Source organism: Nocardioides sp. Root682 (assembly GCF_001427795.1).
Lineage (GTDB): Bacteria > Actinomycetota > Actinomycetes > Propionibacteriales > Nocardioidaceae > Nocardioides.
In genome coordinates this window covers 1,064,927-1,090,396 of record NZ_LMHJ01000001.1, presented here as the reverse complement: position 1 = coordinate 1,090,396, position 25,470 = coordinate 1,064,927, and the positions used below count along the sequence as shown (strand labels likewise).

Annotated in this window: 19 protein-coding genes; 10 read left to right on the top strand and 9 right to left on the bottom strand. The window is 70.5% G+C overall.

The genetic code is table 11. The features are described from left to right. Positions 1 to 120: 120 nt before the first annotated feature. A complete protein-coding gene (locus ASD84_RS05040) occupies positions 121 to 1,449 on the top strand; it encodes a protein kinase domain-containing protein (RefSeq protein WP_056707260.1) in 1,329 nt (442 codons plus the stop codon). A 10-nt stretch (positions 1,450 to 1,459) separates the two neighbouring features. Next, entirely contained in the window at positions 1,460 to 3,289 is a 1,830-nt protein-coding gene (locus ASD84_RS05035) for an FHA domain-containing protein (RefSeq protein WP_156391587.1), read from the top strand. A gap of 4 nt (positions 3,290 to 3,293) precedes the next feature. Here ASD84_RS05035 and ASD84_RS05030 read toward each other — a convergent pair whose 3' ends face one another. Continuing rightward, a complete protein-coding gene (locus ASD84_RS05030; RefSeq protein WP_056707253.1) occupies positions 3,294 to 4,217 on the bottom strand; it encodes a Ku protein in 924 nt (307 codons plus the stop codon). 62 nt (positions 4,218 to 4,279) lie between these two features. On the opposite strand from ASD84_RS05030, the gene lhgO reads away from it, so the two are divergent. Genes lhgO through ligD (ASD84_RS05015) form a run of 3 tightly spaced genes read left to right on the top strand, consistent with a single transcriptional unit; the run spans position 4,280 to position 7,372 of the window. Continuing rightward, the gene (gene lhgO / locus ASD84_RS05025; protein ID WP_056707252.1) at positions 4,280 to 5,476 is read left to right on the top strand and encodes an L-2-hydroxyglutarate oxidase; all 1,197 of its coding nucleotides are present in this window, start codon (positions 4,280 to 4,282) and stop codon (positions 5,474 to 5,476) included. Between the two features lie 43 nt (positions 5,477 to 5,519). Then, on the top strand, positions 5,520 to 6,458 hold the full coding sequence (ligD, locus tag ASD84_RS05020; protein ID WP_235530978.1) for a non-homologous end-joining DNA ligase: 939 nt from the start codon (positions 5,520 to 5,522) through the stop codon (positions 6,456 to 6,458). Further along, positions 6,458 to 7,372 carry a non-homologous end-joining DNA ligase gene (gene ligD, locus ASD84_RS05015; RefSeq protein ID WP_056707249.1) on the top strand — a complete coding sequence of 305 codons (915 nt, stop codon included), beginning with the start codon at positions 6,458 to 6,460 and terminating at the stop codon, positions 7,370 to 7,372. Before ligD (ASD84_RS05020) ends, ligD (ASD84_RS05015) begins: the two co-directional genes overlap by 1 nt. Positions 7,373 to 7,450: 78 nt before the next feature. On the opposite strand, the gene ASD84_RS05010 is transcribed toward ligD (ASD84_RS05015), so the two are convergent. From ASD84_RS05010 to ASD84_RS04995, 4 genes are all read right to left on the bottom strand, one after another. Beyond that, positions 7,451 to 7,819 carry a hypothetical protein gene (locus ASD84_RS05010; protein ID WP_056707247.1) on the bottom strand — a complete coding sequence of 123 codons (369 nt, stop codon included), beginning with the start codon at positions 7,817 to 7,819 and terminating at the stop codon, positions 7,451 to 7,453. Positions 7,820 to 7,878: 59 nt separating this feature from the next. Continuing rightward, the gene (locus ASD84_RS05005) at positions 7,879 to 8,688 is read right to left on the bottom strand and encodes a PP2C family protein-serine/threonine phosphatase (protein ID WP_056707243.1); all 810 of its coding nucleotides are present in this window, start codon (positions 8,686 to 8,688) and stop codon (positions 7,879 to 7,881) included. 180 nt (positions 8,689 to 8,868) lie between these two features. Then, on the bottom strand, positions 8,869 to 9,096 hold the full coding sequence (locus ASD84_RS05000; protein WP_056707239.1) for a DUF3107 domain-containing protein: 228 nt from the start codon (positions 9,094 to 9,096) through the stop codon (positions 8,869 to 8,871). A gap of 81 nt (positions 9,097 to 9,177) precedes the next feature. Continuing rightward, the gene (locus ASD84_RS04995) at positions 9,178 to 9,828 is read right to left on the bottom strand and encodes a TetR/AcrR family transcriptional regulator (RefSeq protein WP_235530977.1); all 651 of its coding nucleotides are present in this window, start codon (positions 9,826 to 9,828) and stop codon (positions 9,178 to 9,180) included. A 190-nt stretch (positions 9,829 to 10,018) separates the two neighbouring features. On the opposite strand from ASD84_RS04995, the gene moeZ reads away from it, so the two are divergent. Further along, positions 10,019 to 11,227 (top strand): adenylyltransferase/sulfurtransferase MoeZ, encoded by a 1,209-nt coding sequence (gene moeZ / locus ASD84_RS04990; RefSeq protein ID WP_056707235.1) that lies wholly within the window; start codon positions 10,019 to 10,021, stop codon positions 11,225 to 11,227. A 66-nt stretch (positions 11,228 to 11,293) separates the two neighbouring features. Here moeZ and ASD84_RS04985 read toward each other — a convergent pair whose 3' ends face one another. Beyond that, positions 11,294 to 13,558 (bottom strand): immune inhibitor A domain-containing protein, encoded by a 2,265-nt coding sequence (locus tag ASD84_RS04985; RefSeq protein WP_056707232.1) that lies wholly within the window; start codon positions 13,556 to 13,558, stop codon positions 11,294 to 11,296. A 350-nt stretch (positions 13,559 to 13,908) separates the two neighbouring features. On the opposite strand from ASD84_RS04985, the gene ASD84_RS04980 reads away from it, so the two are divergent. Beyond that, positions 13,909 to 14,208: an MGMT family protein gene (locus ASD84_RS04980; protein ID WP_321164010.1), complete on the top strand. Its 300-nt coding sequence runs from the start codon at positions 13,909 to 13,911 to the stop codon at positions 14,206 to 14,208. Positions 14,209 to 14,227: 19 nt separating this feature from the next. On the opposite strand, the gene tpx is transcribed toward ASD84_RS04980, so the two are convergent. Beyond that, positions 14,228 to 14,719 (bottom strand): thiol peroxidase, encoded by a 492-nt coding sequence (gene tpx / locus ASD84_RS04975; protein ID WP_056707226.1) that lies wholly within the window; start codon positions 14,717 to 14,719, stop codon positions 14,228 to 14,230. A gap of 43 nt (positions 14,720 to 14,762) precedes the next feature. Continuing rightward, positions 14,763 to 17,339 carry an SCO7613 C-terminal domain-containing membrane protein gene (locus ASD84_RS04970; RefSeq protein ID WP_156391586.1) on the bottom strand — a complete coding sequence of 859 codons (2,577 nt, stop codon included), beginning with the start codon at positions 17,337 to 17,339 and terminating at the stop codon, positions 14,763 to 14,765. A gap of 635 nt (positions 17,340 to 17,974) precedes the next feature. Here ASD84_RS04970 and ASD84_RS04965 point away from each other — a divergent pair. From ASD84_RS04965 to ASD84_RS04955, 3 genes are read left to right on the top strand one after another with little or no spacing between them, the layout of a single operon-like run. Continuing rightward, positions 17,975 to 18,385 (top strand): cupin domain-containing protein, encoded by a 411-nt coding sequence (locus ASD84_RS04965; RefSeq protein ID WP_056707219.1) that lies wholly within the window; start codon positions 17,975 to 17,977, stop codon positions 18,383 to 18,385. A gap of 35 nt (positions 18,386 to 18,420) precedes the next feature. After that, positions 18,421 to 21,666 (top strand): ATP-dependent helicase, encoded by a 3,246-nt coding sequence (locus tag ASD84_RS04960; protein ID WP_235530976.1) that lies wholly within the window; start codon positions 18,421 to 18,423, stop codon positions 21,664 to 21,666. Continuing rightward, complete coding sequence (locus ASD84_RS04955; RefSeq protein ID WP_235530975.1) at positions 21,663 to 24,926, top strand: ATP-dependent DNA helicase; 3,264 nt, start codon at positions 21,663 to 21,665, stop codon at positions 24,924 to 24,926. The genes ASD84_RS04960 and ASD84_RS04955 overlap by 4 nt, the downstream gene beginning before the upstream one ends. A 4-nt stretch (positions 24,927 to 24,930) precedes the next feature. On the opposite strand, the gene ASD84_RS04950 is transcribed toward ASD84_RS04955, so the two are convergent. Then, positions 24,931 to 25,434, bottom strand: coding sequence for an OsmC family protein (locus tag ASD84_RS04950; protein WP_056707218.1), 504 nt, complete (start codon positions 25,432 to 25,434; stop codon positions 24,931 to 24,933). Between the last annotated feature and the right edge of the window lie 36 nt (positions 25,435 to 25,470).

Here is a 25,470-nt window from a genome sequence, read left to right as displayed (position 1 = left end):
TGTCGACCAACGCTAACGCTGAACCGGTCGGTCGGGCTGTGTTTCAACCTCCCCGAATCTGTCGAGGCTATACATTGTCACGCAGGTCGAGCAGAGCGATTACGGAGGTCGGGCACACCCATGGTGCTGGCAGAGGGCGTCGAGGTCGATCTCGGTCCGTTGGGCCGCGCCCGGGTGACGTCACTGCTCGGCCAGGGCGGACAGGGCTACGTCTTCGAGGTCCGGCGCGAGACCGGGGAGCCGCTGGCCCTCAAGTGGTACAAGCCCGAGAGCGCGACCTCGCAGCAGTACGACGAGATGCAGCAGCTGGTGGAGATCGGGTCCCCGCACCAACGTTTCCTGTGGCCGCTCAGCATGGCGCGGGTCGGCACGGAGCCGAGCTTCGGCTACGTCATGCACCTGAGGCACCAGCGTTTCCTCGAGCTGAGCTTCCTGCTGCTGAACGCGGACCGTGACGGGCAACCGCTCGACGTCTCCTTCTCCTCGATCATCGAGCTGTGCCGTCAGCTGAGCTACAGCTTCCTGCGTCTGCACGCACGTGGCCTGTGCTACCGCGACATCTCCTTCGGCAACGTCTTCTTCGACCCGTCCAACGGTGACGTGCTCATCTGCGACAACGACAACGTCGGGATCGACAACGGCACCGGGCGGGTCCTCGGGACGCCGTACTTCATGGCGCCGGAGGTCGTGCGGGACACGACGTACCGGACGCTGCCGAACACCGACACCGACCGGCACTCGCTGGCCGTGCTGCTGTTCTACTCGCTGTTCCTGGGGCACCCGCTCGAAGGCGCGCGCACCGACGCCGGCATGCGGGACGCGCACTGGCTGATGACCCACTTCGGGACCGAGCCGTTGTTCTGCATGCATCCGAGCCGCGCGGAGAACCGGCCGGCGCAGATCGTCCAGCAGTACTGGAACATCTACCCGCAGTTCCTGCGCGACCTCTTCGTCCAGGCCTTCACCGAGGGACTGGACCACCCGGGTGCGCGGGTGACCGAGGGCCAGTGGATCAAGGCGATGGACCGACTTCGCGACGGACTGCTGGCCTGCCCCACCTGTGGGACCACGAACTTCTGGAGCCCCGCGGAGGACAGCGTCACCTGTTGGCAGGACCAGACCGAGGTCCGGCCGCCGTACGTCCTGCAGGTCGGCCGGCGCACCGTGGCCGTCGGACCGCAGACCACGATCCGGTCCGACCACCTCACCTCCGGCATCGACCACCCGACGGTGCTCGCCCAGGTGCGCCAGCACCCGGAAGCCCCCGACCGATGGGGTCTGCACAACGCCTCGGACTTCTCCTGGCCCGTGTCGTACCCGGGCGGCCAGAACTTCCTCCTCGAGCCGGACCGCACCATCGAGCTCGTCAACGGCGCCCGGATCCAGATCCGCAACTCCACCGTTCAGGTGCGTCGACCGAGCGGTTCGACGCCCGGGGCGACCGCATAGGGTGACGCGCATGTCTGCTCTCGTGGTCGAGGTCGACGGTCGTGTCCTTCGCCTCGAAGGCAAGCCCGTCTATCGCATCGGTCGAGCCATCGAGGCCGACGTCGTCCTCACTGCCGGATCGGTGTCGCGCCAGCACGCCGAGCTGCAGCTGTCGGCCTACGGTTGGGTGCTGGTCGACAACGGCAGCCAGTTCGGGACCTATGTCGACGACGAGCGGGTGACCGACTTCCCGATCGAGCAGCGGATCTCGGTCCGTTGTGGACCCCCGGCCGAGGGGGCGACGCTGACGATCGTCCCGGCCGAGCAGTACGACGCATCGGCGGTCCTTGCGGCGCCGGCGCCCGTCCCACCGATGGCCCCGCCGCTGGCCGCGCCCCCGCCTCCGCCGATGCCCGCGCCCGGACCGCCGTCGCGTATCCCGCCAATGCCGAGCCTGCCCGACGAGCTCACCATGCCGCCCATGTCGTCGGTGCCACCGCCCGACCCGTCGACGCGGGTCGCACCGCCGGGCGCGCGTCCGGCAGGAGCCCCCGGTCTGCCACCCTCGATCCCGGGCAACGACGCCACCCAGATCCTGGCGGCCGCGCCGCGTCCCCAAGTCGGCGCGCAGGGCTACGCCGGAGCGCCCGCCGCACCGCGGACCGGTCCGGACCTGCTCCTGGTGGCCGAGGGGCGTGAGCACCGGTTCCGCCACCCGACCCAGATCACCGTCGGCCGTCGCAGCGACTCGACCGTCGTGATCAGCGACCCCGCCTGCTCGCGCGTGCACGGTCGGATCGACCCGTTCCCCGGCGGCTGGACCTACACCAACCTGTCCAACGAGGGCACCTTCGCCGAGGGCCGCCGGGTCACGACCCGCAAGTTCGACGAACGGATCAGCCTGCGTCTGGGCCATCCGGTCGCCGGGCCCGAGCTCACCCTCGTCCCGATCCTGTCCTCGGCGGAGGAGGAGAAACGGATCGCTCGTCGGCGCTGGGGCAAGCGCCTGGTGATCATCGGCGCGATCGCGGCCAGCCTCCTCCTGATCGGTGGTGTCCTGATCACCGCCTTGCTGCTGGGGCGCGACGACGACAAGTCTGCCGACCCGTCGTCTCCGTCCGGCGGATCCGGCTCGATGGGCACGTTGACGGGCGAGGAGCTCGACGCGGCCAAGGCCGCCACCGTCAAGATCTCGGCACAGACCCATCTGCTCTCCGACCCGGCCAGCACCGGCGAGTACCACGGGTCGGGCTCGATCATCCGCAAGGACGGTCTGATCCTCACCAACGCACACGTCGCGGAGCCCGAGGCCGAGGGCCTCAACGACCAGTACTCCGGCGAGCAGATCGCCAACCCCGAGTTCCTGCTGATCTCGCTGACTGACGGCATGACGGACACCAACGCCCCCGCGGCCTACCGGGCCCGTGTCGTGGAGGCCGACGGCCATCTCGACGTCGCGGTGATCCAGATCTACGCGAACGCGGACGGCAGTGACCTCGACGGCGAGCTGGACCTGCCCGCCGTCCCGATCGGTACCTCCGGCGAGCTGCGGGCGGGCGACGACGTCACCGTCCTCGGCTTCCCGGCCGTCGCCGGTTCAGGTGAGTCGATCACCGTCACCACCGGCGTCATCTCGACGGTGCTCAACGACCCGGACCTCGGCCCGCGGTCGGAGCTCGACACCGATGCCCGCATCGCACCGGGCAACTCGGGCGGTATGGCGGTCAACAACGACGCCGAGCTGATCGGCATCCCGACGGCGCTGTTCTCCGACCGGGACACGACGGTGACCAGCGGCCGGATCCGCTCGATCGACGTCGTGAAGGACCTGATCGAACGGGCCGAGGACGAGGTCGACTGAGGGCCTAGCTGGCCTTCTTGGCGGCAGCCTTCTTGGCAGTGGTCTTCTTCGCCGCGGGCTTCTTTGCTGCTGTCTTCTTTGCTGGTGACTTCTTGGCGGCAGCCTTCTTGGCCGCAGTCTTCTTCGCAGGTGCCGGGTCCTCGCCGCGCGAGGTCTTTGCTGCCTCGACGGAGCGCTGCAGTGCGGCGAGCAGATCGACCACCTCACCGCCCGTCTTGGCCGACGTCTCGGTGCGCTTGACCTCGCCGCCCTCGATCTTGGCCTTCACCACCGACTCGACGGCCTCGGCGTAGTCGTCCTCGAAGTCGGCGGAGTCGAAGTCACCGGAGAGGGTCTCGATCAGCATCTGCGCCATCTTGACCTCGGCGTCCTTGACGTCACCGACCTCGACGGAGAAGTCGGGCACCCGGACCTCGTCGGGCCACATCATCGTCTGCAGCACGATCACGTCGCCGTTGGGGGTGGAGCGCACGCGCAGCACCGCGGTGGACGTGCGCTGGCGCAGGGCGACGGTGACCACGGCCATCCGGTTCGAGTCGAGAAGCGCCTGGCGGAGCAGTGCGTACGGCTTGGCACCGGTGCCCTCGGGCTCGAGGTAATACGACTTCTCGAACAGCATCGGGTCGATCTGGTCGACCGGCACGAACTTCTCGACCGCGATCTCGCGGGAGGAGGTCGTCGGCAGGTTGGCCAGGTCGTCCTCGGTGAGGATGACCATCTCGCCGTCCTCAGTCTCGTACCCCTTCGCGATGTCGGAGTACGGCACCTCCTCGCCGTCGATGGCGCAGACGCGCTGGTACTTGATCCGGCCGCCGTCCTTGGCATGCACCTGACGGAACGACACGTCATGGCTCTCGGTCGCGCTGTACAGCTTGACCGGCACACTGACGAGGCCGAAGGAGACCGCACCCTTCCAGATCGCACGCATGGGTGCAGCCTACGCCGAAGCACCGACGCCTTGACCGGGGTTCGTGCTGCCACGATGGACGCGTGCAGCAGTCCATCGGAGTCGTCGGCGGCGGAATCGTCGGCCTCGCAGTTGCCCGCGAGCTGACCCTCCGTCGCCCGGGCCTCCGGGTGCTGGTCCTCGAGAAGGAGGACCGCGTGGGTGCCCACCAGACCGGCCACAACTCCGGGGTCGTGCACGCCGGGATCTACTACCGGCCGGGAAGCCTGAAGGCCGATCTATGCGCGCGGGGACGTGACCTGCTGCGGGAGTACTGCGCCGAGCACCGGTTGCCGTACGTCGAGTGCGGCAAGGTCGTGGTGGCCGTCGATGGCGACGAGCTCGGCAGGTTCGACACGCTCGAGCGCACCGCGCAGCAGAACGGCGTACCGGGACTCCGTCGTCTCGATGCCGCAGCCCTCGCCGAGATCGAGCCGCACGCTGCGGGGCTGGCTGCGCTGCACTCGCCTCGTACCGCGATCACCGACTACGTCGCGGTCGCCGAACAACTGGCCCGGGACGTCGAGTCCGCGGGCGGCCGGGTGCCGGTCGCGAGCGAGGTCACCGCGATCAGCCAGCGTGGCGGCCGCGTCACCGTGACCACCGGCCGGACGTCGTACGACGTCGACCAGGTGGTGCTGTGCGGGGGACTCCAGTCCGACCGACTGGGCAGGTTGGCCGGTGAGGACGCGGCTCCCCGGATCATTCCGTTCCGCGGGGAGTACCTCGCGGTGTCCGCAGCCAAGCAGGACCTCGTGCGCGGCATGGTCTACCCGGTGCCCGACCCGCGCTATCCGTTCCTCGGGGTGCACTTCACGCGGCGCGTGACCGGGTCGCTCGAGGTCGGGCCGAACGCCGTGATGGCGCCGCACCGCGACGGCTACCGGCGATCGTCGGTGCGGCTCGCCGACGTGGGCAGCATCGCGACGTGGCCGGGCTTCTGGCGGATGGCGGCGACGCACTGGCGGACCGGCGTGACCGAGGTCCGTGGGTCGCTGTCGGTGCGTTCCTACCTGCGTGCCGCAGAGCGCTACGTCCCGGACATCGGGCCCGGCGACGTGGTGCGCGCCGGCTTCGGGATCCGTGCGCAGGCGGTCGAGCGCGACGGGACCCTGGTCGATGACTTCCGGATCACGCACAGCGACGGCGTCACCAGCGTGCGCAACGCCCCGTCGCCCGCCGCGACCTCGAGCCTGGCGATTGCGGAGTACGTCGTCGACCGGATTCCCGCCGGTGGTTGAGGTGCGAGCGCAGCGAGCCTCGAAACCCCGGCATGATGGCCTCGTGCTGCTTCCCATGCTCGCGACGCCGGGCACCCACGTCCCCCCGGGCGAGGACTGGCGCCACGAGGTGAAGTGGGACGGTGTCCGGGCACTGGCCACGGTCGACGGCGACGTCACGCTGGTCAGCCGCAACGGCAACCGGATCACCGCTGCGTGGCCCGAGCTCCTCACGGCACCCGTAGGACTGCGCGACACCGTCGTGGACGGCGAGATCATCGCGCTCAACGACCGCGGGATCCCCGACTTCCGGGTGCTCGCAGAGCGGATGCATGTCCGCAACACGGCAACCGTCGCCCGTCTGGCGCAGCGGATCCCGGCGACGTACATGGTCTTCGACGTGCTGCGCCTGGGTGGCGAGGACCTGTGCGGGCTCCCCCTGGAGGAGCGCCGTCGCCGGCTGGCCGACCTGGACCTCGGTGCCTCCGGGTGGCAGGTGCCTCAGGAGTACGACGACGGCGCGATGCTCCTCGACGCGACCCGCGCGCAGGGACTCGAGGGGATCGTCAGCAAGCGGATCGACTCCACCTACCGGCCCGGTGCCCGCAGCCAGCACTGGTTGAAGTTCGCGCACCGCCATCGCGGAACGTTCGTGGTCGGGGGCTGGCGGCCGCAGACGGGGTCGAGCGACCGCCTCGCTGCCCTCCTGGTCGGCGAGGTCACTCCCGACGGCCTGCTCTACCGCGGCCGGGTCGGCAGTGGCGTCGGCCCGAAGCAATCCCGGGTGCTCACCGGGCTGCTCGCCCCGTTGACCCGTGCCAGCAGCCCGTTCGCTGACGACGTCCCGCGCGAGGACGCTGCCGGAACGACGTGGGTCGACCCCGTGGTGGTGGTCGACGTCGACACGCACGGGTTGGGCTACGAACGGCTGCGCCAGCCGTCGTACCAGGGCGTGCGGACCGACCTGACGCCCGACGACCTCGCGCGCGGAGGTGGCGCCTGATGCCGAAGAACGAGCACCCGCAGACCGAGGTGCACGTCGATGTCGAGGGCCGCACCCTGCGGCTGACCAACCTCGAGAAGGTGCTCTATCCCGCCACGGGCACCACCAAGGGCGAGGTGCTCGACTACTACGCACGGATCGCGCCGGTGCTCCTGCCGCACCTGGCCGGTCGCCCGGTCACCCGGATCCGCTGGCCACACGGCGTCGCCGACAAGAGCTTCTTCGAGAAGAACGCGCCCGCCGGCACGCCCAGCTGGGTGCGGACCGCCGAGGTGCCGACCACGGGCAGTCGTGGCCCGAGCCGCCACGGCGACACCCTCCGGTTCCCCATCATCGAGGAGCTCCCGACCCTGGTGTGGGCCGTCAACCTCGCGGCCCTCGAGCTCCACGTCCACCAGTGGACGGTCGACGCGAACGACGAACCGCTCGGCGCGGACCGGGTCGTGATCGACCTCGATCCGGGCGAGGGCGCCGGTCTGCACGAGTGCTGCCAGGTGGCCCTCCTGGCCAGGGATGCTCTTGCCGAGCGCGGCTTCGACGCACTCCCGGTGACCAGCGGCAGCAAGGGCCTCCATCTCTACGCCCCACTGCCCGAGCGGCGGCCCTCCGACGAGACGAGCGAGCTGGCGAAGGAGATCGCCGAGGAGCTCCAGGCGGCGTACCCGCAGCAGGTCACGGCCACCATGACCAAGGCCCGCCGCCGGGGAAAGGTCTTCCTCGACTGGTCGCAGAACGCCGGCTCCAAGACCACCGTGGCGCCGTACTCGCTGCGCGGCACCCCGCGGCCCCAGGTCGCGACGCCGATCACCTGGGACGAGGTCGCCGCCGGCGCGGAGGACCCGCTCGGCCTCGAGCAGTTCACGCCCACCCAGGTGCTCGAACGCGTCGAGCAGCACGGCGACCTCTTCTGTTGAATTGGGTCGAGCGCGTCTCCGCCACAGCCGGGGCAGCAAGCTGCCCGGAGGGTGGCTCCCGCCACGCTGCCGACCGGCTCAGACCTTGCGCCGCATGGCGTAGACGTCGAACTCGGTGACGACGCCCGCCGGGTCGCCGCCGGACCCGACCGCGCTGGCCAGGTCGTGGGGCGAGGTGGCGTGGTCCGCCTCGTCGAGCGTCGCGTCGATGAGCAGCTGGATCTCGGACGTCGGGTGGTCCACCCGCAGGGCGGTCGGCTCGATCCGCCAGCCGTGGCGGCCCAGGTCGTTGAACAGCCCCATCAGGGTGGTGTTCTTCTCGGCGGCGATGCCCTCGAAGCCGTCCGCGGCCTCGATCAGGTAGACCGGCCGGGTCACGGCGAGCGTGGCGGCGTCGTACAGCGGCACCCACAGGCGCGCGTACTCGTAGCTCCGCGATCCACTCACCTTGCCAGTGTAGGACTCGGCGTCGCCGTGCGGCGGAATCTTTCGACAGGGGTGCCCGGTCAGGCAGATCGCAACGGACGTACGGCGACCGGATCCACCACGTTGGCGAGATCGAAGCCGGCGCCGAACACCTGGCCGTTGCCCGCGACGGCGGGGGCGTCGATGACGTCCGCCACGACGACCGTGACGTTGTCGCGGCTGCCACTGTCGAGGGCGGCGCGGACGAGTCGCTCGACCGCCATGCTCCGCGCCTGCAGGCCCAGCAGCATCTGGATCGCGGCAGGGGAGAGGACGTCGCTCAGGCCGTCGCTGCACAGCAGCAACCGGTCGCCGGGCATCAGGTCGAGGGGCATGACGTCCGGCTCGGGTGTGTGCTCGCCGTCGACGGCCTGCAGCACGATGTGCTTGTACGGCGACGCAGCCGCCTGCTCGAGGGTGATCCGGCCGGCATCGACCATCGCCTGGACCATGGTCTGGTCGTGCGTGAGCTGGGTCAGCGCTCCGTCGCGCAACAGGTAGGCGCGGGAGTCGCCCACCTGGGCCAGCGCGGTCTCCACCCCGTTGGTGAGCACGGCGGTGAGGGTGGTGGCCATCCCGACGTGTCGCGGGTCGGCGGCCACGCCGGCCACGAGCTGGTCATGTGCCTCGTGGGTGGCTGCCGTGAGCAACCGCACCGGGTCGACACCCGGGTGTGCGAGCGCACGCGCGCTGACGACGTACGACGTCGTGGCGGAGGCGATCTCGCCGGCGGCTGCGCCACCGACACCGTCGGCGACGCACAGCAGGTAGGGCCCGGCGAAGCCGGCGTCCTCGTTGTTCTCGCGGACGAGACCGACGTCGCTGTGCGCTGCGAAGCGGAACTGGAGCATCGCACTCACCTCCCGGGGATCCGGTCGCCATCGACCCTGTGTCGATGGTGCCCGGTCAACCTGTGGAACGTCTGTGGGTGGCCCCAGAGTTCCTGAGCTTCGTTCAGCTCCGGGTTTCGAGGCGACTTCGCAAGCTCAGTCGCACCTCAACCAACGACTCCTGTCGCTCCTGGGCTTCGCTCAGGAGCGAAAGCCGACCTGTCCGGCGACGCTGCGACCGATCTCGACGTACGCGAGCTTCGCGACCGGAACGACGGTCACCTTGCCCTTGGTGTCGGTCAGCTTGAGGACACCCTCGGACGACAGCGCGTCGCTGACGAGCGCCTCGACGCCCTCGCTGGTCTCGTCGGTCTCGATGACGAGCTCCCGCGCGGTGTTCTGCACACCGATCTTGACCTCGACGGTCATGGTTGTTCTCCTCGTTCGTGGGGACGGCCGAGGAACCCGACCGTCTCGTTCCAGCCTAGTCAGTGTCTGGTCGACAGCGGGTCAGTGCTCATCGGTGAGCGGGTACCCGCGGATGCCGCGCCAGGCCAGGCCCGACACCAGCGCCACGGCCTGGTCGCGGCTCAGACCGGTCAGGCCGCCGTCGGTGTCGGTCAGCCAGAACCGTGCGCTGACCTGAGCCATTCCCACGAGGGAGACGGACAGGAGGCGGGATGCGGCCGGCGGCAGGCCGGTGTCCTCCTGGATCACCGAGGTGATCAGGTCGGCGCACTCGGTGGTGACCCGGTCGATGTGGTCGCGCACCGCGGGCTCGTTGGTGAGGTCGGACTCGAACACCAGACGGAAGGCGCCGGTGTCGTGGCCGACGTACACGAAGAACGCGTCCATCGCCGCTGCCACGCGCTGCTTGTTGTCGTGCGTGGACTCCAGCGCCTTGCGGCAGTTGGCGATGATCGCGTCACAGGCGGTGTCGAGGATCGCGAGGTAGAGCTCGAGCTTGCCGGGGAAGTGCTGGTAGAGCACCGGCTTCGAGACGCCGGCTCGTTCGGCGATGTCGTCCATGGCAGCGGCGTGATAGCCCTGCGCGACGAACACCTCGAGGGCAGCGGCCAGCAGCTGCGCGCGTCGTTCGCGGCGGGGAAGGCGTACGCCGCGGGGCCGCCTGTCGTCCAGGTCGAACTGCTCGGTCACCACGGCCAGAAGCCTACTCGCTGGTAGGAGCGGTCGGGTGAGCCGCCCGGCCGTTCGTCGCCGGGTCCGGATGACGGGACGTGGTGTCCACTCCTTGGTCAGGGAGGGGACCATGGCAGGGTCGAGGGAACAGCCGGGCGGGTGCCCGGTGTTGTGCCTGGACTGACCCCCATCGTTCGACGAGGAGTACGAAGTGAGCTTTCCCGCGCTGGTGGAGCCGGCTGCCGAGCTGACCATCGACGAGGTCCGCCGCTACAGCCGTCACCTGATCATCCCCGACGTGGCGATGGACGGACAGAAGCGCCTCAAGAACGCGAAGGTCCTCGTGATCGGCGCGGGCGGCCTCGGCAGCCCTGCGTTGCTGTACCTCGCTGCGGCCGGTGTCGGCACGCTCGGCATCGCCGAGTTCGACGAGGTCGACGAGTCCAACCTGCAGCGCCAGGTCATCCACGGCATGTCGGACCTCGGCAAGGCCAAGGGGCTCTCGGCCAAGGAGTCGATCCTCGAGATCAACCCGCTCGTCAACGTGATCCTGCACGAGGAGCGCCTCGACAACGACAACGTCATGGAGGTGTTCCAGGGCTACGACCTCATCGTCGACGGCACGGACAACTTCGCGACCCGTTACATGGTCAACGACGCGGCGTACTTCCTCGGGATCCCGTACGTCTGGGGCTCGATCTACCGCTTCGACGGCCAGGCATCGGTCTTCGCGCCCACGATGGCCGACGACGCCCCCTGCTACCGCTGCCTGTACCCCGAGCCCCCGCCGCCGGGCATGGTCCCCTCGTGCGCCGAGGGCGGCGTCCTCGGTGTCCTGTGCGCCTCGATCGGCTCGATCCAGGTCAACGAGGCGATCAAGCTGCTCATCGGCGCCGGCGACCCCGCCATCGGCAAGCTGGTCATCTACGACGCCCTCGAGCTCGAGTGGCGCAAGCTGAAGGTCCGCAAGGACCCCAACTGCGCGCTGTGCGGCGAGAACCCCACCGTCACCGGCCTGATCGACTACGACGCATTCTGCGGCGCGATCTCCGAGGAGGCGGCCGATGCTGCCGTCGACGCGACGATCAGCGTCACGCAGCTCGCCGCGATGCTCAAGGAGCGCGAGGAGGGGTCGCGCGACTTCGTCCTGATCGACGTCCGTGAGGCCGCCGAGGCAGAGATCAACCACATCCCCGGTGCGGTGCTGCTGCCCAAGGGCGAGTTCCTCAACGGCAACGCGCTCGCGCAGCTGCCGGGCGTCGACTCGGGCAAGCAGATCGTCATGCACTGCAAGACGGGTGTGCGGTCGGCCGAGACCCTCGCCATCGTCAAGGGCGCCGGGTACGACGACGCCGTCCACGTCGGCGGCGGCGTGGTGGCCTGGGTCAACCAGATCGACCCGAGCCAGCCCTCGTACTGACGACAGACGCAAACAGGCCCCGCGATCCGTGAGGATCGCGGGGCCTGCTGCGTCCCCGGCGTCAGGTCACGGGTTCGTGACCTGGACCTGGATGGTGCCGTCAGCGTTCTCGGCGGTGACGGTGGCGGTGACCCCGACTCCGGCGACCTTCACGGAGTTCTGCTCGTTGGCAGCGTTCCAGTAGGCCTCGGGGTTGGTGTCGTTGAACGTCGCGACCCCAGCGACGGACGGTGCGCACGCGGCGAGCGTGTCGTGTCCGCCGGTTGTCGCGACCTGCTTGTGCAGGCAGACATCGTCAGTTGCCGAGATGCCGAACGTGGCGTCGAACGGTTCGCGACGGTTGGTGGGGCTGGACCCGTCCGGGTAGGTCAGCGAGTCCGGTCGTACGTCGACCGGCAAGGCGTAGCCGCCGCCCGGGTGGGCGCTCGTGTTGTTGTCGGCGTAAGCCAGGTCGACCAGCCAGACGAGCATGCCGTTCTGGTAGGCGAAGTGCTCCACCCAGTCGGGTCGCGTGACGCCCTCGGAGAAGTTGTACGGGCCCACCTGGAGGGTGCTGTCGTACCCGACGTATTGACGGTTCTCGATGAGGTAGTAGCGCGCGGTCGTCTTGGTCTCCGTGCCCGTCGAGGCAGTGAAGCCCTTGACCGTCCAGCCGTTCGCACCGTTCTCGGCGCCGTCGGTGAACGCCTTGCCCTGGCCCTTGATCACGATGTTGTCGATGAACGCGCCGGCCTCGTTGAATCCGCCGTCGGTGGCATAGCGCAGCCGGAACAGCGAACCCTTCTTCTTGCTGAGGCTGTAGCTCCACTGGTGCTTGGTCCAGTCGGCGTTGCCGTCGATCGCCTCGAGCTGTGTCCAGGTGGTGCCGCCGTCGACGGAGTACTCCGCGTAGAGGAAGTCGTAGTCGGGCTCGATCCGGTTCCAGATGTCGGCGCTGATCTGGACAGACTTCGAGGGGGCGACGGCACGTGTCAGCGTGGAGACGAGGTTGTCTCCACGTCCGGAGTACCAGGAGTACTTGCCCTTGCGGGCGGTCGTGTAGACGTTCGTGGTGGTCTTGTCCGGCAGGTTGACCTTGATCGCCTGGTCCTGTCCGACCGCGGTCTCCTGGGACGGGCTCAGCACGTAGCTGCCGCTCTGGCCGGAGCTCACCTCGGTGTAGTCGAGCCAGCCGAGGAAGTACTTCTCCTCCGGACCCATCAGGCCGGGCGTGGTGCCGATCGACTCCTGGCCGTGGTTCAGCCATGAGCCGGAGGACATCAGCGTCCAGAAACCGGTGCCGTTCTCGCCGCCCGCGGTGTCGTAGAAGTCCGGGAGCTCCAGGTCGTGGCCGTACTCGTGCGCGAAGACGCCGAGTCCGCCGTTCTCCGGCTCGACGGTGTAGTCGCCGATGAAGTACTTCGAGTCACCGACCTGCGTGCCGCCGTACAGGTTCTGGCTGCTGCCGACCGTCGGTCCGGTCTGGCCGTAGAGGTTGCCGTTGACGTACCAACGGTGCGACCAGATGGCGTCCTCGCCCGATCCGGCCTCCTCGCCGCCTCCGGCGTGAACCGCCTGGAAGTGGTCGATGTAGCCGTCGGCCTCGTTGAAGTCACCGTCGCCGTCGAAGTCGTAGCGGTCCCACTCGTCGTACTGCGCGAGGTAGGCGTCGATCTCGGCAGGCGTCTTGCCCGCGTCGACCTGCGCGGCGTACCAGGCGTCAGCGGTGTCGGCGATGAACGCCCACGAGCCGCCGTCGTCCTCAACCGCGTTGTCGCCGTAGGTCGAGGCGTTGCCCGGGACCGTCACCCAGTCCTCGGTCGTGACGGTGACGTCGTAGCGACCGCTCGAGACCTCCTTGTAGAAGTTCTTGAACGACTCGCCGTCGCCGTTGAACATCTCGTCGTAGTGCGCCTTGTTGAAGTCCGGCGCCCATTCCGTGGAGTTGTCGACCTCGCGGTCGGGCTCGGGGATCTCGTTGTGCAGCGGGCCCGGGTCGGTTCCCTGCGCGGGCACGCTGGCCGTGCCGAACTGGCCGAGCAGGGTGAGGATCTTGTCGCTCTTCTCGACCGGGAACTCGACGTACTCACCGGTGGCGAGCTTGACGGTCGCGCCGCCGTCGGCGCGCTTCTGGAGACGGGCACTGCCGTTCTCCACCAGCTCGATCGCCTTGCGCATCTCGCGACGCTGCTCCAGCGTCTTGGGACCGGGGCGGTCGTGCTTCTTCGCGTGCGCCGGGCGCTGCTTCGCAGGGCCGTCGACAGGCGTGTCGGCCTGGGCCGGTTGCAACATCACGCCACCGAGGGCGATGGTCGCGGCGCCGGCGATCAAGCCGGATGCCAGTTTCTTCACAGATGCCTCCGAGAAATAATGGTGAGAGGGCACCGAAAAGTCAGGGAGGACGGGAACGTCGCCCGAGACTGCAAAATTTCGGCGCCCGGTCCGTACCTCACACGAAAATCACCGCTGAACGCAAGGGTTGCGCGAAAACTTGCACAAGGTGTTGCAAGGCATGCTGCAACCCGACAACCCCACATGTCCCGCCCGTAACCGGGACGCGGGGACCTCGTTGGACTAGACATCGTGGTCTGGCTGTTGCGGACCACCGCCGATCGGTCAGAGCGTTCACCGCACCGAGGGAGCAACTGAGAGCCCCGTCCTCACGGATGGGGCTCTCGGCGTCTGTCGGGTTGAATGACCTCGTGGACGAGGGGTACGTCGAGACATTGCTCGACCTGGTCGAGCGGATCCCGCCCGGTCGGGTGACGACGTACGGCGCCCTCGCGGCGGTCGCCGGGGGAGGCCCGCGCCAGGTCGGCTCGGCGATGGCGAGGTACGGCGGCCCGGTGCCGTGGTGGCGGGTGGTCCGTGCCGATGGCACCCTCCCGCCGAGCCACGACGACCGGGCCCGTGCGCACTATCTCGACGAGGACACGCCGCTGAAGGTCAGCGGCGGCCTCGACATGCCGCGGGCGTTCTGGGATCCCGCGACGGGGGACTGACCTCGGTCAGGTGGTTCGGTCAGGCGAGTGCCGCGATGGCGGCGTCGTAGTTGGGCTCCGTGGCGATCTCGGGGACCAGCTCGGTGTGGAGGACCGAGCCGTCGGCGTCGACGACCACGACCGAGCGGGCCAGCAGGCCCTCGAACTTGCCGTCGACCAGCTTGACGCCGTAGTCCTCGCCGAACGAGGTGCGGAAGCCCGAGCCGACCTGGACGTTCTCGATGCCTTCGGCGCCGCAGAAGCGCGCCTGGGCGAACGGGAGGTCCTGCGACACGTTGATGACCGTGGTGTTCTCGAGGCCCGAGGCGAGCTCGTTGAACTTGCGCACGCTCGCGGCACAGATGCCGGTGTCGATGCTCGGGAAGATGTTGAGCACCGCGCGCGAACCCTCGGGGAGGGTGATCGTGCTGAAGTCGGAACCGACGAGGGAGAAGGACGGGGCGGGGGCGCCGACGGCAGGAAGGTCGCCGACGGTGGTGACGGGGTTGCCGCCGAGTGCAGTGGTAGCCATGCCCTTTGTCTAGCAGGTCAGTAGTGACCGCGACCGGCGAGGGTCACCGGAGGCGACCCAGGTAGCCGACCGCCTTGCGCACCTCGAGCAGCTGGCGCTCCCAGGTGATGCCGACGATGGTGAGGAGTGCACCGGCGAGGCCGATCCAGACCCACTTCGGGAAGTCGCCCGCGTAGGGCCCGATCTCGCGGAACACCACGATCGCTCCGACGGTGGCGCCCACCATGAGCGGGGCGCTCCAGCGCAGGGCCGCACCGGCAAGGGTTAGCGCGAGGCAGGCGCCGCCGAGGAGGAGGGCCCGGATCGAGACCGGGTCGTTGAGCACCCACAGCAGCGACGGCACGGTGCCGAGAAGCAGGCCGGGCAGGAGCGCTTCCGCGGTCCCGACGGTCGCCGCCTTCTGCATCCGCCAGAGACCGAAGCCGATCAGGGCCAGTGCCAGCGGGAGGGTGTAGGCCTCGGGTGCCTCCACGTCGAGGTCGGCCAGACGGACCCAGGTGGCGAGCAGCAGGAGTGCTGCGCCGATCCATGCTCCGAAGCGGCGCGACTCGTGGATGAGGGCTGTGGCGCAGAAGAGGAAGCCGGCGACAGTCAGCCACAATGCGGTGTAGCCGCCCGCGTCGGTGGTCTCGGCCAGCGAGACCGGGAACGTGACCACAGCAGCCATGACAGCCGGCAACTCGATCTCGGGACGCGGCAGGGCGAGGGCGAGGACCCCGACCGCGAGGAGCACCGGGATCGCGATCCAGGCGGCGTCCCCACTGGCGGCGTACACGGTCGCGCTGGTCGCGAGCGCGAAGAACGGTGCGGCCGAGAGGGCACCGACGAGTCGAACTGCCTGGGTGCCGCGCAGGGCAAGGACGATCGCCGAGGCCGTGGCGAGGCCGGCGACGATCGCCGTCATCGGAGCGCTGGGGACGGCCGCGATCGACGCTGCGGTCGCCGTGAGCGTGCCGCTGACGCTGAGGCCCGCTGCCCGGCCACCGGATGACGTCAGTGCGGCAACCATGGCGCCGAGTGCCACGACCACGAGTGCCGAGACGGGAAGGGCCAGGGTGACGTCGTACGACGCGAGCGTGGCCGCGGTGCCGATGCCGGCCGTGATGGCGGCGACCTGGGCCCACACGACGAGGTGGTCGCGGCGGCGAGCGGAGGCGAGCAGCGCGAGGAAGGCGATCGGAACGACCAGCGACGGCACCAGGAGCAGCGGCTCGGTGACCGGGTCGGTGCCGCCGATCGTGAGGTCGAGGCGCCGTTCGAAGCCGGTGGAGAGATCGGCCCACCGGGCGAACGCGACGGCTGCGGTCGTCACGGAGAAGCCGACGAGGATCACGCTGCCGACTGCCGACGGCGCGATGGCGATGGTGCGGAAGGAACGAGGAAGCAGCGCCAGGCCGAGCACCCAGGCGGCGGTGACGGCCACCGCGACGAGCCCGACGGTCGTGGTGTCGGTGTCGACGCACGGAAGGGTGACGACGACCGTCATGACCATGGCGGCGCAGCTGGCGCCGGCGAGGAGGAGTCCGCGCTGGTGGAGGATGACGCCGGGGGCGAGCAGGACCGCGGCGGAGACGAGCAGCGACCAGCCGGAGCCGTCGATCCAGAGCTGGTGGAGGTCGGGGTTGCTCAGCGCGTCGGCCAGCGCGACGCCGCTGGCACCGAGCCAGGCGAACGCCCCGGCGAAGGCCTGGCTCCAGGCGAGGACGGGCAGGTCCTGGGACCGAGCGAGCAGGACGATGCCGAGAGCGAGCGCGGTGAACACGTGGCCGGCGACGAGCAGGTGCTCAGTGGCATTGGCGGCGCCGAAGTAACCGACGAGCGTGCCGATGCCGGCGATCACCTGGGGCGCGACGAGCCGCGGCTCGCCGCCGATGCGGAGCAGCCCGATCACGATGCCGGCTGCGGCGACGACGAGCCCGGCCACGCAGGCGGTGACCCCGTCACCGCCGTCGCCGAGCCAACCGGAAGCACCCGCTCCGAACACGTCGAGAGCCAGCAGGCCCAGCGCGACGACGATCAGTGACTCGCCGGCGATGCGGAGCCCGGCGCGGTGCAGGAGCAGCGCGGACGCGCCTGCGGTCAGGGTGAGGCCGGCGAGAACTGCAGTGCGGCCACCGACGCCGAGGGCTGACCAGGAGACGGCCAGGAAGATGACGGCAGCGACCAGGAGGCAGAACGCGCCGAGGCCGAGCAGGATCTTCGGGACCGACGCGGATGCGACGCCGCGCCGCTCGGGTGCGGGAGGTACCGGAGCCGCCGGGTAGGACGGCAGCGGCGGGGCCGGGGGTGCGGGCGGTCCGGGCGGGGGCGGTACGGCGCGCTTCGTGGCGGGCACGCCGCCCGGAGGAACGAGCGGGCCTCCGAGCGGCTGGCCGGCCGCCGGTGCCGTGGTGTGTGCGGGGACCGACGCAGCCGCCGGTGCCGGGGCGGCCGGCTGGCCGTGGAACTCGGTGCTGGCCGTGCGGAGCTCGACCACCAGGTCGTCCGCGCGACGCAGCGTGCGGAACAGGTCGACCGCGAGGGGATGGCGGACGAGCAGCTGGCAGGTCGGGCAGACCGGAACGCCTGCGGGCAGCGGTGACCGGCAGTCGGGGCACAGGGCGGGATCGGCGTAGCGCATGAGTCCATTCAGCCAGAAGGTCGCCGGATCGGGCACGCCACAAGGACTCACGCGTGCTGAGTCCTTGTACTCACCCTGTCCACAGGCAGGTCCCCTTTCTGGGGACGAACGACGCGAAACTGTGGAGGGCGCCGGGCGTGTCTGTGGACGACACGCCGACAACCGGTGGAGGAGCAAAAACGATGGAGAAACCGCACGGAAACCTCTTGCCAACACCGGATGGACCGGCGTAGAACTTCTCCCACGCACTCCTCCGGGAGAGCGGGATCACCGAAAGGCAACGATCCAACCGGCCATGCCGAAACCCTCCGGGGCGACGGTGAGGCGGCCCCTCACGGGGACGCCGGCCGCACGAGCCGGGTGACGAGGCGAGTGGGATCAGACGCAGTCGGAGATCGATCGGGAGCGTCACCAGTACCGATCAACCGAAGGGCCCTTGTGACTCATACTCACGAGGGCCCTTCACCTTTTGGTCGAGCGCGTCTTCGGCGCACAGCGGCGAGCAAGCTCGCAGCCACGGCGCCTCTCGCCACGCTGCCGACCGCGCGGTTGTCTTGGCAACGTGGCCGGGTTGGTCTGGCGGCAAGACCGTTCCGTCCAGCTCATCGCCCGGGCTGCTCGGGCAGACTGCCTGCATGAATCGCCCCGCGCTCGCTGTTCAGCACGACCTGGCGCCCCACCCGGAGGGTGGTTGGTACCTGCAGACGTGGGTGTCGCCGCAGGACGTGACGTTGGCCGACGGGCGCGTGCGGCCGACTGCGACGTTGATCTACTTCCTGTTGCCGGCGGGGGAGTCCTCGGCGTGGCACCGTGTGCGGTCCGACGAGATCTGGCTCGCGCACACCGGCGAGGTCGTGGTCGAGCTGGGTGGGGACGGGGAGACGCCGGACGCGGCGGCCGGGTCACGACTGGTGGTCGGTGTCGACGTACCGCAGGGGCTGGTGCCGGCGGGGGTGTGGCAGCGGACGCTGCCCTCGGACGCCGATGCGCTGGTGAGCTGCCTGGTCTCACCCGGCTTCGACTTCGCAGACTTCGAACTGGCCTGATGCCGCTCGGGGATGTGTCGGGCCGGGATGGTTGAGTGACGCTCGTGGAGCACGGGAACGGACAGGCCAGGTACCGCCTTGCCACGCCTTCGCCTCCCGGACCACCAGCGGAGCTCGACGAGCACCAGCGCCAGGTCGTGGACCACGCCGGAGGCCCGCTGCTGGTCCTTGCCGGACCGGGCACGGGCAAGACCACCACGCTGGTCGAGGCCATCGTCGACCGGATCGAGGGCCGCGGTGCGCGCCCCGACCAAGTGCTGGCGCTGACGTTCTCCCGCAAGGCCGCCGACCAGCTGCGGGACCGGGTCAGCGCCCGGCTCGGCCGCACCACCGGTCCCCAGCTGAGCTCGACGTTCCACTCCTTCGCGTACGCGCTGGTCCGGCGCTACGCACCGGCCGAGCTGTACGAAGCGCCCCTGCGGCTGCTGTCGGCGCCGGAGCAGGACGTCGTGCTCCGGGAGCTGCTGGCCGACCACCCCGAGTCGGTCCAGTGGCCTGACCGGTTCCGGCAGGCCATGACCACGCGGGGGTTCGCCCGCGAGGTGCACGCGGTGCTCGCTCGGGCTCGCGAGAAGGGGCTGGACGGGGAGGACCTGCGGGCGCTCGGTGTCGCCGAGGGCATCGACGAGTACGTCGCCGCCGGCTTGTTCCTCGAGCAGTACCTCGACTCGCTCGACAGCCTCGGCGCCACCGACTACGCCGACCTGATCCGTCGTGCGGTGATCGAGGCCGAGGTGCACCGCGACGAGCTGCGTGCCCAGTTCCGGCACGTGTTCGTCGACGAGTACCAGGACACCGATCCGGGCCAGGTGGCCCTGCTCCGCGCCATCGCGGGCGACGGGCGCGACCTGGTCGCCGTCGGTGACCCGCACCAGTCGATCTACGGCTTCCGCGGCGCGGAGGTGCGCGGGATCCTCGAGTTCCCGACATCTTTCCCGCGCAGCGACGGCGCACCGGCCGACGTGGTTGCGCTGCGTACGATTCGCCGCTTCGGGCCGGGCATCATGGCGCCCGCGCAGCGCGTGGCTGGACGGATCGGCCTGCCGGGCACGATCACCGAGGACGCCCGCAAGCTCTTCCTGTCCCCGGTGGCCGAGGTCGGATCGCAGGGGCGTGGGCAGGTCCAGGTCCGCACCTTCGACACCGAGCGGGCCGAGGCCGAGCACCTCGCCGACCTGCTCCGACGCGCCCATCTCGAGGACGGCATCGCCTGGGACGACATGGCCGTCCTGGTGCGCTCGGGGCGCGCCAGCATCGGTCCGCTGCGTCGGGCGCTCGGCGCGGCGGGCGTACCGGTCGAGGTGGCGCGCGACGAGGTGCCGCTGGTCCGTGACCCGGCCGTGCTGCCGCTGCTGGACGCCCTGCGGGCGGTGGTGAACCTCGACAACACCGATCCGTCGCACGTCGAGTACGTCGACGTGGGTCGCGCCGAGGCGCTGCTGACCGGACCGCTCGGCGGTCTCGACGCCGGCGACGTACGACGCCTTGCGCGGGTGCTGCGTCAGCGGGAGAAGGACACCAGCCAGGTGTCCGGAGGGACGCCGCGCGGATCGCGTGAGCTGGTGCGCCTGGCGCTCGTCGACGCGACGTTCCTCGACGGGATCGACGCGCCCGAGGCCGCGCAGGCGCGCGCGCTGTCGACGCTCCTGGCTCGGGCGCGCGCCGACCTCGACGCGGGTGCCAGTGCCGAGGACCTGCTCTGGACCGTGTGGTCGGGCACCGCCTGGCCGCAGCGCCTGCGCCGGTACGTGGAGGCCGGTGGTGGCTCGGCTCGCCGTGCGCACCGCGACCTCGACTCCATCTGTGCCCTGTTCGACGTGTCCGTCCGCGCCGGCGAACGCCGTGAGCACCAGGGCGTCGCTCCCTTCCTCGAAGGCCTGGTCCAGCAGGAGATCCCCGCCGACACGCTGGCCGACCGTGGCGCACGCGGCGCCGCCGTACGACTGCTCACGGCGCACCGGAGCAAGGGCCTGGAGTGGCGCCTGGTCGTGGCCGCCCACGTGCAGGCGGAGGGCTGGCCGGACCTGCGGCGGCGCTCGACGCTGCTGCAGGCCGACCGGATCGGGACCCATGGGGTGGTGCCGCAGGTCTCGACCCGGGAGCTGCTCATGGAGGAGCGACGACTGTTCTACGTCGCCTGCACCCGGGCGCGCGAGCGCCTCGTCGTCACGGCCGTGAAGTCGAGCGAGGACGAGGGGGAGCAGCCGTCCCGGTTCATCGAGGAGCTCGGCAGCTCGATAGAGCACGTCGTGGGCCGCCCGCCCCGGCCCTTGTCACTCGACGGCCTGGTGGCCGAGCTGCGTCGTACCGTTGCCGACCCGGAGACCGAGGCGCCGCTGCGTGCTGCCGCCGCTCGCCGACTCGCCCGGCTCGCGCAGGAGCGGGTGGGACGCCGTGCGCTGGCTCCTGCCGCCGATCCGGCGACGTGGTGGGGCACGCGTGCGGTGACCCTGTCGACGACGCCGATCCGCGCCGAGGACCAGCCGGTGCCGGTGTCGGCCAGCATGCTCGAGGCCCTGGCCGTGTGCCCGACGCAGTGGTTCCTGACCCGCGAGGCCGGTGGCGTCGGTCGCGCTCACCAGTCGGCCAACCTGGGTGAGATGGTGCACGCCCTTGCCGAACGGGTGGCGGCAGGTGACGCTCCCCCCGACCCCGCGGCGCTGATGGCCCACGTCGACGAGGTCTGGGACCGGCTCGACTTCCGCACACCCTGGTCGAAGGCGCGCGAGCACGAACGGGTGCGCGCTGCGCTGGAGCGCTTCGTGGAGTGGCACGAGTCCAACCCGCGCGAGCTGGTCGACCGCGAGGCGAAGTTCTCCACGGTGATCGACCTGAGCGACGGCGAGCGCGTGCAGCTGACCGGGTACGCCGACCGGGTCGAGCTCGACGCCGACGGACACGTCGTGGTGGTGGACCTCAAGACCGGCCGCAACAAGCCGTCGGACACCTCGGTCAAGGGGCACGTCCAGCTCGCGCTCTACCAGTACGCCGTCGACCACGGCGCGCTCGACACCGACCCGGACCGGCCGCCGCACAGAGCCGGCGGCGCCGAGCTCGTGCAGCTCGGTCTGCTGGACGGCGGCCCCGCGGCCACGGTGCAGCAGCAGCCGGTCCACGCCGAGGAGGGTCCGGAGCGCGAGGACCTGCGCGGACGGCTCGCGAACGCGGCGACGCTGATCCGTGAGGAGCACTTCCCGGCGGTGGCCGGCCAGCACTGCCGTACCTGCACGTTCGTGCCGCTGTGTCCGGCGAAGAGCGCGGGGGCGGTGGTGGCGCAGTGACCCCGATCCGACTGGAGACGCCGGCCGACCTGCAGCGAGCGATGCAGGCGAAGTTCCCGCCGAGCGAGGAGCAGTGGGCGGCGATCAGCGCGCCGTTGCGCCCGGCGGTCGTCATCGCCGGCGCCGGTTCGGGCAAGACCACGCTGATGGCGGCCAGGGTCGTCTACCTCGTGCTCACCGGGCAGGTGCGGCCCGAGGAGGTGCTCGGCCTGACCTTCACCACCAAGGCCGCCGCCGAGCTGCGCCAGCGCATCCGCGGTGCGTTGCGTGATGCGGGCGCGCTGGACCTGGGGGCCACCGGCGGCGACGAGGCCGACGAGGTGCTCGAGCCGACCGTGGCGACGTACAACGCCTATGCCGCGACGTTGCTCACCGACCACGGCCTGCGGATCGGGCACGAGCCCGACACCCGCGTCATCACGGACGCGGCGCGCTACCAGCTGGGGGCGCGCGCCATCGACCGGTTCACCGGCGACATCGAGCACCTGACCGACCACCCCGAGACGGCGATCCAGAACCTGCTCGCGCTCGACTCGGCGATGAGCGAACACCTCGTGGCGCCGGCCCAGGTGCTCGCGCACGACGAGGAGGCGCGCCGCGGGTTCGAGCGGGCCCGCGCCGAGGAGCTGGCGGGCAAGGCCCGCAAGACGTACGTCGAGGTGATCGAGAAGGCCATGTCCGCGATCGACCGGCGGGCTGACCTGCTCAAGCTGGTGGCGTCGTACCGCGGGCTCAAGCGGGACCTGGGCCTGATGGACTTCTCCGACCAGATCGAGCTCGGTGCCCGGCTGGCGGCCGAGCGGCCCGAGGTCGGCGCCGTGGAGCGCGGGCGCTTCAAGGTGGTGCTGCTCGACGAGTACCAGGACACGTCGGTCGCGCAGGCGATCATGCTGTCGCGGCTGTTCTCCGGCGAGGTCGACGGTCGCGGACACGCCGTCACGGCCGTCGGTGACCCGAACCAGGCGATCTACGGCTGGCGTGGAGCCTCGGTCGCCAACATCCTCAACTTCGCCGAGACCTTCCCGGCCGCCGACGGTGACTCCCGCACCCACCCGCTCACCATCAACCGCCGCTCCGACCGGCGGATCCTCGACGTCGCGAGTCGTCTCGCCGCTCCGTTGTACGACGCCCTCGAGGCCCGCGGCGCAGGGGTGGCGCGATTGAGGGCACCCGAGAACGCTGCCGACGGACTCGTGACGGCCGAGGTGTTCGAGACACAGCGCGACGAGCTGGCGTGGCTGGCCGCATCGATCCGTGCTGGTTGGGGCGGGGAGCCGGGCGACTGGGCGAGGGTCGGTGTCCTGACCCGCGACAATGCGCACGCGGAGCTGGTCTTCGACGCGCTGACGTCCGCCAACATCCCGGTCGAGATCGTCGGTCTGTCCGGCCTGCTCAGGCTGCCCGAGATCGCCGAGATCGTCGCGACCCTGCGGCTGCTGCACGACGTCACCGACAACGCCGCGTTGCTCACCCTGCTCGCCGGACCGCGCTGGGCGATCGGGCCGCGCGACCTGCGGCTGCTCGGTCGTCGGGCAGCCGAGCACGCGGGCCGACGAGGGCGTTCGTCTGATGCGGTGTCGGTCTCCGCGCAGCTGGTCGCCATCGCCGACGGCATCGACCCGGCCGAGATCCCTTGCCTCGACGATGCCCTCGCCGATCCCGGTGACGCCGAATACTCCCAGGAGGCCCTGGCTCGCTTCGGCCTGCTCCGCGACGAGCTGCGGCTGCTGCGCTCGGCCGTGGGGGAGCCACTGCTCGACCTGGTCCGCCGGATCATCGACGTCACCGGTGTCGACGTCGAGCTCGCATCCGCGACCAGCCCGGCGGCTGCAGCCCGACGCGACAACCTCGACCTGTTCGTGAAGGCGGTCGCCGACTTCCAGGCGGTCGACGGAGACGTGACGCTGCCCGCGCTGCTCGCGTACCTCACGGCCGAGGACGACCAGGGCAACGGTCTCGACGTCGCGACGCCCACCGAGGCCGACTCGGTCAAGCTGCTCACCGTGCACCGGTCGAAGGGCCTGGAGTGGGACACCGTCTACTGCGTGGGCGTGGGGGAGTCGCGCTTCCCGTCGAGCCAGGGCCGCACGCTGTGGGTCTCCTCGCCGTCGGTGCTCCCTGCCCCACTGCGCGGCGATGCCGCCGACCTGCCGCAGCTGGCGGGCTTCGACAAGGCCGCGCTCGAGGACTATCGGCAGCGGGCCAAGGCACACGAGGCCGACGAGGAGCTGCGGTTGGGCTATGTCGCCTTCACCCGCGCCGCGCACCACCTGTCGGTCACCTCGTACCAGTGGGGGCCGCGCAAGACGCCCTACGGCCCGTCGTCCTACCAGGAGACGGTGCGCGAGCTCCTGGGCGAGTGGGGCCTGGCACCCGACCCGTGGCTGACCCGGCCGGAGAAGGGCTCGCCGAACCCCTACGACGCCGAGGATCCCTCCCGGCCCTGGCCGGCCGACGGCTTCGGTGAGGAGGCCCGGCTGCGGATCGCCGCCGCGGAAGTGGTCCGCGCCGCAGATCCCGAGGCCGAGGACACCGACCTGGACCTCGTGGCCAGCGCGCGCGTCGCCGAGTGGGACGCCGAGATCGACCAGCTGCTCGCCGAAGCCCGCGTCCAGGCGGCCGGTGGGGCCGGAACCGAGGTCGTGGTCACCCTCCCGGCATCACTGTCGGCGACCGCCATGGGACGGCTCCGTGACGACCCCGAGGGCCTGGCCCGCGATCTCGCGCGGCCGATGCCGCGTCCGCCGGCGCCCGCCGCGCGCTTCGGCACTCGCTTCCACGCCTGGGTCGAGGCCCGGTTCGGCCAGCAGGGACTCTTCGATCCCGACGAGCTCGCGGGTCGCGCCGATGCGGGAATCGACGACGAGGCCGACCTCCAGGAGCTGATCGCGACCTTCGAGGCCGGGCCGTTCGGTTCGCGGGTGCCGCATGCCATCGAGGCGCCCTTCGCCCTCGTGCTCGGCACCCAGGGCGGCGCCCAGCAGCTCGTGCGGGGGCGCATCGACGCCGTCTACGTCGAGCCCGATGGTGGCGATCGTGCAGGGGCGGGCGGGCCGTCGTACCTCGTCGTGGACTGGAAGACCAACGCCCGACAGGACGCCGACCCGCTCCAGCTGGCGCTCTACCGGCTCGCCTGGGCCGAGCTCCACGACTTGCCGCTCGAGCAGGTTCGCGCGGCGTTCTACTACGTGCGCAGCGGCGACCTGGTCGTCCACGACGACCTCGCGGACCGGGACGAGATCGAGAAGTTGCTCGGCTGAACGATCAGGCGCGCTCGACGCGGATCGTGGGTGGCTCGGCCAGGGTCTGACCGACCACGCAGTACCGCTCGGTCGCGACGGCCAGCTTGCCGAGCGTGGCATCGTCCGCGTCGGTGTCGAGGGTGAGGGTCACGACGATGTCGCGTACGCCGACCGGAGCCTGTCGATCGACGCCGAGGGTGCCGCGGGCGTCCCACCAGCCGTCGGCCGCGAGATGGGCGCTGCGGATCTCGACCCCCATCGACGTCGCGACGGCGCGCAGCGTCACCGCGGCGCAGGCCAGGACGGCCTCGAGCAGCAGGTCGGCCGAGCAGGCATCGGTGCCGTCGCCGCCGGTCGCGCGGTGGAGTCCGGCCCGGACCGGACCGGCGAAGCCGTCGATCGTGGCCGAAACGTCCGGGTCGCGGTAGTCACCACGGGCCGCCGTGGGAATCCGTGCGGTGGCGGAGTCGGACCGGTACGTCTCCTTGAGCGGGGCCTGCGCGGCCCGCAGCGCTGCAGCATCCATGGCTTGATGATCGCGCGGAAGCGCTCACTAGTCTGC